The organism is Stenotrophomonas sp. SKA14 (assembly GCF_000158575.1).
GTDB classification, from domain to species: domain Bacteria; phylum Pseudomonadota; class Gammaproteobacteria; order Xanthomonadales; family Xanthomonadaceae; genus Stenotrophomonas; species Stenotrophomonas forensis.
Genome location: NZ_DS999412.1, coordinates 4,134,279 through 4,146,752, shown reverse-complemented (window position 1 = coordinate 4,146,752; position 12,474 = coordinate 4,134,279). Strand labels below are relative to the sequence as shown.

Sequence of the window (12,474 nt, the reverse complement as noted above, 5' to 3'; positions counted from 1 at the left end):
GATGGCGATCGTCATCACCCTCGACCGCATGCTGCAGGAACGGGGCATGACCTTGTCCGAGCTGGCCGGGCGCATCGACATCACTCTGGCGAACCTGTCGATCCTGAAGACCGGCAAGGCACGCGCCATCCGCTTTTCCACGCTGGACGCGATCTGCCGCGAGCTGCAATGCACGCCCGGCGACCTGCTCGGTCATGACCCGGCGCAGGCGCAGGATGCCGACTGAATGACTGCTTTTTTCCCTTACCTACTGACGAAACGGACCTGAAATGGAATGGTTGGCTGACCCCTCGATATGGATGGGCCTTGCAACCCTGGTGGTGCTGGAGATCGTGCTCGGCATCGACAACCTGGTGTTCATCGCGATCCTGGCCGACAAGCTGCCGCCGCACCAGCGCGACCGCGCACGGGTGATCGGCCTCACCCTGGCCCTGTTGATGCGGCTGGTGCTGCTGGCGGCGCTGGCGTGGATCATGAAGCTGACCGAGCCGCTGGTTACCTTGTTCGATCACAGCTTCTCCGGGCGTGACCTGATCCTGCTGGGCGGTGGCCTGTTCCTGCTGTTCAAGGGCACGATGGAACTGCACGAACGGCTGGAAGGCCGCGAGCACCACGAGGATGGCAAGAAGGTGTATGCCAGCTTCGCGATGGTGGTGGCGCAGATCGTGGTGCTCGACGCAGTGTTCTCGCTGGACTCGGTGATCACCGCGGTCGGCATGGTCGACAACCTCGGCGTGATGTATGCCGCGGTGACCATCGCGATGGCGCTGATGCTGGTGGCCAGCAAGCCGCTGACCCGTTTCGTCAACAAGCATCCCACGGTCGTGGTGCTGTGCCTGGGCTTCCTGCTGATGATCGGTTTCAGCCTGGTGGCCGAGGGCCTGGGCTACAAGATCCCGAAGGGCTATCTGTACGCTGCCATTGCCTTCTCGATCCTGGTCGAAGCGTTCAACCAGTGGGTGCGTTTCAACCGCGAGCGCAACGAGCGGCGCCAGCCGTTCCGCCAGCGTACCGCCGACGCGGTGCTGCGGATGCTGGGGGCGCGTCCGGCCAACGGACACGACGACGAAAGCGAGGACACACATGCCGATACCGAAGAGCGGCTGCAGCCGGCCGAGCACGAGATGATCCGCAGCGTGCTGGGGCTGGCTGATCGCCCGGTGTCGAGCGTGATGACCGTGCGTGCCGACGTGCAGTGGATCGACCTGGCACGCGGGCAGGACGATGTGGTCGCGCGCCTGGTGGCCTCGCCGCACACCCGCCTGCTGGTCGGCGACGGCGATCTGGACAGCCTGCGCGGCGTGGTGCAGAGCCGCGACCTGTTGGCCGACCTGCTGCAGGGCAGGCCGCTGCAGCTGGAAGGCAACCTGCGCGAGCCGCAGTACGTGCTGTCCAGTGCCAGTGCGTTGCAGGCGCTGGAGCTGATCCGCCAGCACCCGGTGCCGCTGGCGGTGGCAGTGGACGAGTACGGCAGCGTGGAAGGCCTGGTGACGGCCAACGACCTGCTGGCCGCGATTGCCGGTGACCTGGTGGATACCCAGGACGAACGCTATGGCGTGGTCGCGCAGGGCGAAGGCCAGTGGGAGGCCGACGGTGCGCTGACCCTGGATGACCTGCAGCGCCTGGCGGGCGTCTCACTGCCGCGCAGCGCGGATTACATGACCATCTCCGGCCTGGTGCTGGAGCGGTTGGGCCGCCTGCCGGACATCGGCGACGCGGTGGAGATCGCCGACGTGCGGATCACCGTACTGGCGATGGAGAAGCGCCGCATCGCCCGCCTGCGGGTGGAGCGCCTGCCCGGGGCGTGATGCTGCCTCTACCCAATGACACGCGGGCCCGTCACCATGGCGGGCCCGCTTTTCTTCCTGGATGGTTGCAGTGCTGAGTACGATCGGTTTGTTGATGGGCCTGTACGTGGCCTGGCGCCTGTTCTGGCCGCTGCGCCTGCCTACCGCATTGAAGGTCGTGCTGTCGCTGTCGCTGCTGCTGGTGGCTGTGGCCGTGCAGCTGCGCATCGTTGCCACTTTCTGGGGCACGATGGCCTCGCCGGAGATACCGAAGCTGGCGATCGCCACGCTGGCCACCGGCTCGACGGCGGTGTTGCTGCTGGCGCTGGTGATGCTGGTGCTGGACGCAGGACTGCTGCTGTCGCGCCTGCTCCGCCGGCCGCGAGCCGTATCGGCGTTGCGCGCTCCCAGGCTGCGGCCCGTGGCCGCTCTGCTGGCCCTGCTGGTCAGCGGCTATGGCGTCAGCCAGGGCATGGCGGTGCCCAAGGCCCGGCAGATCGACGTGGCGGTCAAGGATCTGCCGGCCGCCTTCGACGGCTACCGCGTGCTGCAGCTGACCGACATCCATGCCAGCCGCCTGCTGACCGGTGACTGGGTGCGCAGGGTGGTGGAGCAGAGCAATGCGCTGAAGCCGGACCTGATCGTGATCACCGGCGACCTGATCGATGGCAGCGTCGAGGCCCGTCGCGATGATGCGCGCCCGCTGGCCGACCTGCACGCGCCGGACGGTGTCATTGCGATCACCGGCAACCACGAGTACTACGCGCAGTACCAGGACTGGATGCAGGCGTTCCGCGCGCTGCACATGCAGGTGCTGGAGAACAGCCATCTGCAGGTGCGTCGTGGTGAGGCCGCGTTGACCATCGCCGGTGTCACCGATCCGGTGGCGGCACGCTATGGACTGCCGCTGCCGGATCTGGACGCGGCGCTGGCTGGTGCCGATCCGTCCGCGCCGGTGATCCTGCTCGATCATCGTCCGCGCAATGCGCGCGAGGCCGCCGCGCGTGGCGTCAAGCTGCAGCTGTCCGGGCATACCCACGGCGGCCAGATCATCGGTATGGACCAACTGGTGAAGCGCGCCAATGGTGGCTATGTCTCCGGCCGCTACGAGGTGGAGGGCATGACCCTGTACGTGAGCAACGGTGCCGGCCTGTGGGCTGGGTTCCCTGCACGCATCGGCGTGCCGTCCGAGATCACCCTGCTGACGTTGCGCCGCGCGCCGTGATGCTGCGCACGCTTTCATGGAGGAAGGAGCCATGGCGCATCCCCGCCCTCCGATGGAACGCCTGATCCGCGCCAATGCCGATGAGATAAACCGGCTTCGCCAGGTGATCCGCGATACCGCAGGTACGCGTTGGCGTGGGCCGGAGCAGCGGGCGCTGCACGCTGTGGCCTGCGCCGAGTATCAACTGCGCTACGATCAGCTTGCCTTTCCGGGCGGCTATGACCAGGCGTTGAAACTGCTGGCCGAGCATGACCCGGGCACGCTGGATGTAGTGCTTACTTTCCTCGAAGTGCGGCCCTACTTCTTCCGGTCCGGCTACATGTGGAAGACATTGTTGAAGCGTGCGCAGCGGGTGCCGATGGGCGCTAAGCAGCAGGCGCGGATGCAGAGAATCCTCGATGCCTATGGCGCTTACCGGGCGGGACGCCTGCACTCCCGGTAGGTCCACGCCATCCTGGGATATTGCCCCGCATCCAGCATCCCAACGGGCCCTGGATCGGAGATCATATGCGCAGGGTTCTCAAACACGGAAACACACCATGCAGGGAATGCATCACTCAATCCGGTGCTCGCGCCGCGTCGCACTGCTGATCGCTGCACTGCTGCTGGCCGGTTGCCAGCGCACACCGGAGGTGCCCGGCGAGACACCCGCGGCAGACGCGCCGGTTGCCACGCCAGTGGCCAGCACCGACCTCTCCCCGCTGCTCGATGCCCTGCCGACGTGTGCGCTGGAGGGCTGGTACATCGATCAACAAACCGATCGCCCGGCCCACCCCTGGTTGGCCGCGAATGCGCAAATACCCTGCCGGAAGGACACGGAGAACGAGATCGCCACGTTCTGCGTGCAGGGCCAGTGGCAGGGGCTGCCGGTGGATGAGGTGATCCTGCCGACGATGACATTCGTTTCGTTCCGTGGGGCGAAGATCGGCCTGCCGCTGGAGAAGGCGCGCCCGATCATCCGCCAGCGCTTCGGTCAGGATTTTGCGGGCGGTGCCGCCTACGAGGAGGGCCGCGAGCCGAAACTGATGGCCGACCCCGAGGATGCGCAGCGTTCGTGGCTGCTGTGCAGCACCCCGGAACTGGGGTACGACGTGGACAGTGAGGGAAGCGTCCGCTATGCCGGCATGAACCTGCCCTACGACCACGACGGTTGCAGCTACCGCTACAGCCCGGTCGACTTCTGCGATGCGCGGCATCGCGCGCGCATCGAGGATGCGCTGCAGAACCAGAAGCCCAATTTCAACCAGCACTATCTGCTGGTGCAGATCGACGATCGCCCCGAATACTTCCAGCGCACGCTGGTGCTGGTCGATACCCGCACCGGCGAGGCGACACCGCTGCCGATCGACGCCTTCACCGGGGCAGCGGGGAAGGGCGGAGAGGCTACCGGCTACGGGACTCTGGAGACGGGCGTGGACCAGCAGCAGTTCTGCCTCGATGGCGCGTTGCTGGTCTACCGCGTGTTCGAGGAAGGCCGCTTCTGCTTCGGCTTTGACGGTGAACGCTTCACCGGCCATGAAACCCAGTACATGCAGGCAGCCGCAGCTCCCTAGCCGGTAGTGCAGATCGTAGCCAAACCAGCGGTCGCCGCCTGGCGTCACTGGTCGGCGCTGGCCGTCACTGATCGCGGTCACCGCCTCCATGCCCGTGGCAGCGGCCAACAATGGCGCACTCCCTGAAGGAAGCCCCGCCATGTCCTTGCCTGCTGTTGCCATCACCCCGCGCCGCGCGCCGCGCGACGAGCGGGTGCCCGCACCGCACCGCCAGCGCCTGCTACGTATCGGAGCCCTGGCCTGGCTGGGCAGTGCCGCACTCGGGCAGCTGCTGTTCGCCGTCTACATCGTGGGCTTCTACGGACGCAGCACGCTGGCAGGCCAGCCGCTGCGCTGGAACGAGGTAATGCCGCACGGTTACGTCGCCGGGGCGACCACCTTCAACGCCGTGCTGGCGCTGCACCTGCTGCTGGCCGCGGGCATCGTGCTGGGTGGCTGGTTGCAGCTGTGGCCAGCCTTGCGGCGCTGGGCACCGGCCGTGCACCGTTGGAACGGCCGGCTCTACGTGCTGGCTGCGGTAGTGCTGGCACTGGGTGGCCTGGCGATGGTGTGGGTCCGCGGCGGCGCCGCCGGTGATGTTTCGCAGCATCTGGGCACCTCGCTCAATGCCCTGCTGATCCTGTGGTTCGCGGCGGCGGCGTGGTGGCGTGCGCGCCAGCAACGTCTGGGCGAACACCGCGCATGGGCGCTGCGGCTGTTCCTGGCGGTGGGGGGCGTGTGGTTCTTCCGCATCGGCCTGATGCTGTGGCTGCTGCTGAACCAGGGGCCGGCGGGCTTCGATCCGGATACCTTCACCGGCCCCGCGTTGACCGTGCTGGCGTTCGCACAGACCCTTCTGCCCCTGGCCGTGCTGGAACTGTATCTGCGCGCACAACGCGCTGCAGGCGCGGCGCATGCCTGGCTGGTCGGCGCGGTCCTGCTGGTTGCGGCCGTGGCCACCGTGGCCGGCAGCCTCGCTGCGGGGGCGCTGATGTGGTGGCCACCGCTCGCGGCCGGCTGACGTGGGTGCACGGCAAGGCGCTATGCTGCCGCCCATGCCCGATGTGCTGTCGCCACCGCCGATTTCGCTGCTGCGCCGAACGCTGTGGTGCGCAGGCATCTCGCTGGCACTCGGCGCGCTGCTGGTCATCGACTGGCATCCGTGGTGGACGGTGCTGCCGCGTGCGCTGGCATTGGGCCTGGCCGCCATGCTGATGTTCACCGTGCTGGAGCGCTGGCCGGCATCACTGCCGCGGTGGCTGTCACGCTGGGTCGTGCAGATCATCGCGGTGGCGGCGGTGATTCCGCTGGGAACCCTGGTGATCTATCTGGCGGGCACTGACGCGGGCGCACCGCCATTCTGGCAGGACGCCGATCGCTGGACCGGATTCCTGACCCTCAACGTGGTTGGCCTGCTGGTTGCACCGTGGGTGGCGCTGGCGGCACTGGTGAGGCACAAGGACGCACTGGCACGGCACCAGGCCCTGGCCTTCGCGCTGGAACGCAGCGAGCTGGAACGGCAGGCGCTGGAAGCACGCGTGCAGCTGCTGCAACGCCAGGTTGCGCCGCATTTCCTGTTCAACACCCTGGCCAACCTGCAGGCGCTGGTGGACAGCAGTTCACCGCAGGCATCGGTGGTGATGCGCCATCTGGTGGCCTACCTGCGCGGCAGCGTGCCACGCCTGCAGCAGCCCCTGGTACGGGTGGAGGACGAGATCGCATTGGTAAGCGCCTACCTCGAACTGATGCATATGCGGATGCCGGATCGGCTGCGCTTCCGGCTGGAAGTTTCGGCGGAGACGCGCGTGCTGGGCTGCCCGGGCCTGTCCGTGCTGACCCTGGTGGAGAACGCGATCCGCCATGGCATCGACCCCTGCGAGGACGGTGGCGAGGTGGTGGTGCAGGTGCGGCGCGACGGGGCGTGTTGCGAGGTCTGCGTGGTGGACGACGGCCGAGGCCTGTCAGCTGCGGCGCCGGGCCTGGGCACCGGCCTGCAGGCGCTGCGCCAGCGGCTGCAGCTGCTGTATGGCGATGCCGCGTCCCTGCAGTTGCAGGCGGGTGCACAACGCGGCGCGATCGCGCGCCTGCGGCTGCCGGCGCGGGAGCTGCCCGCGTGATCGCCACCGCACTGATTGCCGACGACGAACCGTTGCTGCGGCAGGCGCTGGCCGCACAGCTGGCGAAGGCTTGGCCGCAGCTGCAGGTGGTGGCGCAGGCACGCAATGGGCGCGAGGCGCTGCAGGCATTCGAAACCCTGCAGCCACAGGTCTGCTTCCTCGACATCCACATGCCCGGCCTGTCCGGCATCGACGTCGCCGCACGCATCGCGCGGCGCGCGCAGGTGGTGTTCGTCACCGCCTACGACGCGTATGCGGTGCAGGCATTCGCGCAGGGCGCGCTGGATTACCTGGTCAAGCCGGTGGATGCACAGCGCCTGCACGATACGGTGCAACGGCTGCAGCAGCGCCTGCAACAACCGCCGCCGTTGCAGGACCTGCATAAGCAGCTGCAGCAGCTGGCCGAACGCCTGTCGCTGCCTGCGCCGACGCCACTGCGCTGGCTGCATGCGCAGATCGGCAACGTGTTGCGGGTGATTCCCTGCAGCGCGGTGGATTTCCTGCGCGCCGACAGCAAGTACACGCAGGTCGGCTGGCGCGATGATGATGGCCGTCCCGGCGAGGCGGTGATCGCGATGTCGCTGAAGGAGCTGGTGCCACAACTCGACCCGGACAGCTTCGTGCAGGTGCATCGTTCGGCGGTGGTCAACCGGCACGCGGTGAAGCTGCTGGTGCGCGGTGACAACGAGACCGCCCAGCTGTACCTGCGCGGTCGTGATGACGTGCTGCCGGTCAGCCGCCGCTATCTGGGTGCATTCCGCGCGATGTAGGCCGGTCCTGACCCGCGTTTCACCCGCCGCGTGACACGCTCCGCCCATGAATGAAATGACCGTGGCGCGGCAGCGCTCGATGTGGGTGGCCGGCCTGTCCACGGTGGTGGAGTGGTACGACTTCACCCTGTACCTGTACTTCGCCACGGTGCTGTCGCGGGTGTTCTTTGGCGGTGGCGAGCAGGCGATGCTGGTCACCTTGGCCGGCTTCGCGGTGTCCTACCTGATGCGTCCGCTCGGCGCGCTGTGCTTTGGCCACCTGGGTGACCGGCTGGGCCGGCGCTGGATGCTGCTGGCTTCGATGGCGCTGATGGCGGCAGCGATGCTGGCCACCGCACTGCTGCCGACCGCCGCCACCGCAGGCGCCACGGCCGGTGTGTTGCTGCTGGTGCTGCGCTGCGTGATGGCGTTCTCAGTGGGCGGTGAATACACCGGTGTGGTTGCGTATCTGCTGGAAAGCGCGCCGGAACGGCGACGCGGCCTGGTGACCTCGCTGGCCTCTGCCGCCAGTGAAGTGGGTGCGCTGCTGGCGGTGGCGATCTCGGCAGCGACGGTGGCGCTGCTGGCCCCCGTGCAGCTGGACAGCTGGGGTTGGCGCATTCCGTTTTTCGTCGGCGCGGCGCTGGCGCTGGTGATCCTCATCGCGCGCTCGGGCATGCACGAGTCGCCCGAGTTCGAGCGCCAGCGCCGAGAAGGCAGCATCCCGGCCACGCCGCTGCGGCACGTGCTGCGCCATCATCCGCTGGCGGTGGCGCGTACCTTCGCGATCTCCGCACTGGGCTCGATCACCTACTACGTGGGCATCACCTATGTGCCGGCATTCCTGCACGAGCAGGGACACGACGAAGGCGACGCGCTGTGGCTGTCGACGATTGCGGCAGTGGCGGTGATCGCGATCACGCCGCTGTGCGGCGCACTGTCCGACCGTATTGGGCGACGGCCGATGCTGTTGGGCCTGACCGTGCTGGCGGCGCTGCTGCCGCTGTCGCTGTTCGCGTGGATGGCGCAGGCAACGGCGTGGGGCATCGCGCTGGCGGCGGTGCTGCTGGCCTGCGTGGCCGGTGGCGTCAGTGCGGTGGCGGCACCGGCCACGGCCGAGCAGTTCCCCGGCGAAGGCCGGGTCAGCGGGCTGGCGCTGGGGGTGACCATGGCTACGGCCGTGTTCGGCGGTGCGACACCGTGGCTGGCGCAATGGTGGGTGGAACGCAGCGGCTGGGCGGCAGCGCCAGGTGCGATGATCGCGCTGGTGGCGGTGCTGGTGCTGCCGGTGCTGTGGACCCTGCCCGAGACGCTCCCGGGCAGGGCCAGGCGCTAGCCGATCAGACCTTCAGGGTCTGCTCGATGTCGGCCAGTACGGCGGCCGCATCCACGCCGATGGCGACGGACTGCAGCACATGCCCATCCCACACGCTGGGGCCGAAGCCCATGCCTTCCGGCTTGGGAATGGTCATGCCGCGGGCGACGCCGTCGGTGGCCACGCGCACGCTGGCGCGCTCGAACTGGAACAGTTCCGGGCGGGTCAGCGCGATGCAGGCGCAGCAGTCGTGCACGACCATGCCCTTGTGCCCGGCCTGCAGGTAGAAGTCCACGTAGTCCTGCGACAGCGCACGCACCAGCTCGGCGTCGGCACCGCCGATCCCGGCCAGCGTGTCCAGGCCGTCACGGTCCATTTCCACGCGGGTGGTCACGTCCAGGCCGATCGCGGTGACCGGCCAATCGGTGGTGAACACCACGTCGGCCGCTTCGGCATCGCCCCAGATGTTGGCCTCCGCGGCCGGGGTGATGTTGCCGTTGACGTGGAAGGCGCCGCCCATGAGGACCACACCGCGCACCAGGCCGGCGATGTCCGGGGCCTGCTGCAGGGCCAGCGCCAGGTTGGTCATGCGGCCCACGGCAACCAGGGTCACTTCGCCCGGGTGGGCGCGGACCAGGTCGATGATCAGCTGCGCGGCCGGGCGCGCGTCGGCGGCCACGTCCAGCTGCGCCGGCACCGGGTGGTTGCCCAGGCCGTTGTGGCCGTGGATGTGCACCGGCCACGCTTCCGGGGTGGCTTCCGGCTGCAGCGGGCCTGCCGCGCCGCGCGCGACCGGGGCGGCAAAGCCCCAGGTCTGCTTCAGGTACAGCGCATTGTGCGTGGTCGATTCAACCGAGGCGTTGCCGAAGGTGGTGGTGACGCCGATCAGGTCGATCTGCGGGTGCTTGTGCAGGTACAGCAGGGCCAGGGCGTCGTCGACGCCCGGGTCGGTATCGAAAATGACTTTCAGCATGTTGTTGTTCTTCTTCTTCCGTGTGGTGCGGGGGGCGCCGGCGGCCACGGGGCAGGCCGGCGCGCCCTACATTGTCCCATCTTCATGACAGGCAGGGCCAATGCCGGGGCGGGGCGGCATAATGCGGCCAGTCCAGGCACGGAACCGCCGCATGCTGATCCTCGCCCTTCTGCTGGTCCTGCTGGTGCTGGGCCTGAATCTGGTCGCCACGGTGCTCATTGTCCGGCGCGACGGCCTGTCGGCAGGCGGCCGCACGGTGCAGCTGCTGCTGGTCTGGCTGCTGCCGCTGGTCGGCGCGATCCTGTGCATGGCGGTGGCCACCGCCGATGGCTCGGGCAGCCGGGGCGATAACGGCCTCGGCGGCGCCTACGACTACTCGGGCGGCTCTTCCAGTGACAACCACAGCCATCACGGCCACAGCAGCTCCGACTGCAGCAGTGATGGTGGTGGCAGTGACGGCGGCAGCTGCGGTGGCGGCGATTGATGAGACGTCCCGGGGTGCCGGCCAGCGGCCGGCACTACCCAGCCGTGGTAGTGCCGGCCGCTGGCCGGCAACCTCAGCAGCTCAGCCGCCGCCTGCGGTCGGCAACGGGGCCGGCACGTTCAGCAGCCCACCCGCTGCCACATAGGCAGCCAATGCCTGGCCCTGGCTCAGCAGATGGCGCTCCATGGTGCGTTCGGCGGCCTGCGCGTCGCGGCGGCGGAAGCACTCCATCAGTTCGCGGTGTTCGGCCAGCGACTGCGCGGTGCGGCCCGGGGTCAGCAGCTGGCGGCCGCGATGCATCTTCAGGATGCGGTGCAGGTCATGGGTGATGCGGATCAGCCACGGGTTGCCGGCGTAGTGCTGCACGGTTTCGTGGATCAGGTAGTTGTTGCGGTAGTACTCGGCGATGTTGCCCTCGGCCGCCGCCGCTTCCATCGCCGCGTGCAGCGCTTCCAGCTGCTGCACGCCGGCATCGTCGATATGCCTGACCGCCTCATGCGCGCAGCGGCCTTCCAGCATCGCCATCACCGGGAACAGCTGGTTGAGGTCTTCCAGCGTGAGCCGGGTGACCCGCGCGCCACGCCCGGCATCGATCTGCACCAGGCCTTCGGCGGCCAGCAGCTTCAGCGCTTCGCGCAGCGGCGTGCGGCTGATGCCCAGTTCCTCGCACAGCGCGGGCTCGTCGATCCACTCACCCGGCGGCAGCCGGTAATCGTAGATGCGCTCGCGCACATGCTCGGCCACCTCTTCATACAGAGGGGCACGCTTCTTCGGGGACCGTGGAGCAGGGGCAATGGCCATGGTGGAAGTGTACCGCCAGGTAGTGCCGGCCGCTGGCCGGCAACCCATGATTGCGGGATGGCTTCATGAGATTGCCGGCCAGCGGCCGGCACTACCGTTGGGTGGTTACATCCAGCCCGGCACCACGAACACCAGCCAGGCCAGCAGCGGCCCCAGTGCCACCACCAGGCCGCTGTAGACCAGGAAGCGGCGGAACAGGGTCTCGCGTTCTTCCTTGGCGGCCGACGCCACCACCAGTGCGCCGTTGGTCGAGAACGGGCTGACATCGACGATGGTGGATGACACCGCCAGCGCACAGATCACGCCGGCCGCGCTGAGGTGGCCCTGCATCAGGAACGGCACCGCCAGCGGGATGGTGGCGCCCAGCACGGCGGCCGACGAGGCGAATGCGGAGACGATGCCACCGACGTAGCAGACCAGCAGTGCTCCGAGCAGCGGGATGCCGATATCGGATACACCATTGCCGATGAAGTCCACCGCACCGGCATGTTCCAGTACGCCGATATAGGTCACCACGCCGCAGATCAGCAGCACGGTGGACCAGCTGATGCCATCGACCGCCCCTTTCTGGCTCTGCGGCGACAGCAGCGCCAACGCCACCGCCACGGTGATCGAGACCAGGCCGACGTTGAGGTTGTAGATCAGCGCGGCCACGCCCAGGCCCAGCAGGCCGATCAGGGTGAACAGCCGCTCGCGGGTCAGGTTCACCGCATCCAGTGCCACCGGATCATTGGACAGGGTGCCACCCCCGGCAGCAACCAGCGCGCCATGGCCTTCGATCGCAAACTGGCGCGACGATGCCTGCGGGCCGCCGGCCATCGCCAGCTCGGCATTGCCGACCGTTCCCGCTGCGGTGATCGAGCCGCGACGCAGCAGGGCGATGCCACCGAAGGCGAAGAAGCAGATCGTCGCCATCATCAGGTTGAAGCCCAGGCTGGTCAGGAACACCGCCATTTCAGTCACTTCCAGCCCGGCCTTCTGCACCACGCCATTGGTGATGCTGCCGTACACGCTGATCGGCGAGAAGCCGCCCGCCTGCGCACCATGGATGACCAGCAGGCCCATCATCAGCGGATTGATGTTGTACTGCTTGGCAAAGCGCAGGGCGACCGGGCCGATGATGGCGACCGCGGCCGGGCCCAGCGCACCGAACGCGGTGAGCACCGCGGTGATCACGAACATCACCCACGGAATGGCCACGATATGGCCGCGCACCGCTTTCACTGCCCAGTGCACCAGCAGGTCGATGGTGCCGTTCTTCTGCGCGATGGCGAACAGATAGGTGATGCCGACCAGGGTCAGGAACAGATCGCCTGGAAAGCCGGCCAGGACCTCCTTGCCTCCCATGTCGACCCACAGCCCGCCGATGATGAAAGCCAGCGCGAAAGCGACGGCGCCCATGTTGATCGGCATTGCCGTGGCGACGATGAACATGATCACCAGGCCGATGATCGTTGCGATTTGTGGACTCATGCGCCCTCCCAGACACGT

At 67.9% G+C, this 12,474-nt stretch carries 13 protein-coding genes; 10 read left to right on the top strand and 3 right to left on the bottom strand.

Annotated elements, in window-relative coordinates:
* Position 1: 1 nt before the first annotated feature.
* The 9 genes from SSKA14_RS18790 to SSKA14_RS18750 all read left to right on the top strand — a co-directional run bounded on the left by SSKA14_RS18790 (position 2) and on the right by SSKA14_RS18750 (position 8,746).
* A complete protein-coding gene (locus SSKA14_RS18790) occupies positions 2 to 226 on the top strand; it encodes a helix-turn-helix transcriptional regulator (protein ID WP_005408494.1) in 225 nt (74 codons plus the stop codon).
* A 43-nt stretch (positions 227 to 269) separates the two neighbouring features.
* Positions 270 to 1,808 (top strand): TerC family protein, encoded by a 1,539-nt coding sequence (locus tag SSKA14_RS18785; protein ID WP_040008542.1) that lies wholly within the window; start codon positions 270 to 272, stop codon positions 1,806 to 1,808.
* Between the two features lie 61 nt (positions 1,809 to 1,869).
* On the top strand, positions 1,870 to 3,012 hold the full coding sequence (locus SSKA14_RS18780) for a metallophosphoesterase (protein WP_008266115.1): 1,143 nt from the start codon (positions 1,870 to 1,872) through the stop codon (positions 3,010 to 3,012).
* Between the two features lie 31 nt (positions 3,013 to 3,043).
* Positions 3,044 to 3,454: a hypothetical protein gene (locus SSKA14_RS18775; protein ID WP_040008541.1), complete on the top strand. Its 411-nt coding sequence runs from the start codon at positions 3,044 to 3,046 to the stop codon at positions 3,452 to 3,454.
* A 97-nt stretch (positions 3,455 to 3,551) separates the two neighbouring features.
* The gene (locus tag SSKA14_RS18770) at positions 3,552 to 4,565 is read left to right on the top strand and encodes a hypothetical protein (RefSeq protein ID WP_040008540.1); all 1,014 of its coding nucleotides are present in this window, start codon (positions 3,552 to 3,554) and stop codon (positions 4,563 to 4,565) included.
* Positions 4,566 to 4,704: 139 nt separating this feature from the next.
* Complete coding sequence (locus SSKA14_RS18765) at positions 4,705 to 5,565, top strand: DUF2306 domain-containing protein (protein ID WP_008267898.1); 861 nt, start codon at positions 4,705 to 4,707, stop codon at positions 5,563 to 5,565.
* A gap of 34 nt (positions 5,566 to 5,599) precedes the next feature.
* On the top strand, positions 5,600 to 6,661 hold the full coding sequence (locus SSKA14_RS18760; RefSeq protein WP_157635967.1) for a histidine kinase: 1,062 nt from the start codon (positions 5,600 to 5,602) through the stop codon (positions 6,659 to 6,661).
* The gene (locus tag SSKA14_RS18755; RefSeq protein WP_040009829.1) at positions 6,661 to 7,431 is read left to right on the top strand and encodes a LytTR family DNA-binding domain-containing protein; all 771 of its coding nucleotides are present in this window, start codon (positions 6,661 to 6,663) and stop codon (positions 7,429 to 7,431) included. The genes SSKA14_RS18760 and SSKA14_RS18755 overlap by 1 nt, the downstream gene beginning before the upstream one ends.
* 55 nt (positions 7,432 to 7,486) lie before the next feature.
* On the top strand, positions 7,487 to 8,746 hold the full coding sequence (locus tag SSKA14_RS18750; RefSeq protein WP_040008537.1) for an MFS transporter: 1,260 nt from the start codon (positions 7,487 to 7,489) through the stop codon (positions 8,744 to 8,746).
* 4 nt (positions 8,747 to 8,750) lie between these two features.
* On the opposite strand, the gene SSKA14_RS18745 is transcribed toward SSKA14_RS18750, so the two are convergent.
* Positions 8,751 to 9,698: a nucleoside hydrolase gene (locus tag SSKA14_RS18745; RefSeq protein ID WP_040009827.1), complete on the bottom strand. Its 948-nt coding sequence runs from the start codon at positions 9,696 to 9,698 to the stop codon at positions 8,751 to 8,753.
* 151 nt (positions 9,699 to 9,849) lie between these two features.
* Here SSKA14_RS18745 and SSKA14_RS18740 point away from each other — a divergent pair, with 151 nt between their 5' ends.
* Positions 9,850 to 10,182, top strand: a complete 333-nt coding sequence (locus SSKA14_RS18740; protein WP_008267176.1) for a hypothetical protein — start codon at positions 9,850 to 9,852, stop codon at positions 10,180 to 10,182.
* 81 nt (positions 10,183 to 10,263) lie between these two features.
* Here SSKA14_RS18740 and SSKA14_RS18735 read toward each other — a convergent pair whose 3' ends face one another.
* Together SSKA14_RS18735 and SSKA14_RS18730 are read right to left on the bottom strand one after the other, a co-directional pair.
* Positions 10,264 to 10,983, bottom strand: coding sequence for a GntR family transcriptional regulator (locus SSKA14_RS18735; RefSeq protein ID WP_008266401.1), 720 nt, complete (start codon positions 10,981 to 10,983; stop codon positions 10,264 to 10,266).
* A gap of 105 nt (positions 10,984 to 11,088) precedes the next feature.
* Complete coding sequence (locus SSKA14_RS18730; RefSeq protein ID WP_006424027.1) at positions 11,089 to 12,456, bottom strand: SLC13 family permease; 1,368 nt, start codon at positions 12,454 to 12,456, stop codon at positions 11,089 to 11,091.
* Between the last annotated feature and the right edge of the window lie 18 nt (positions 12,457 to 12,474).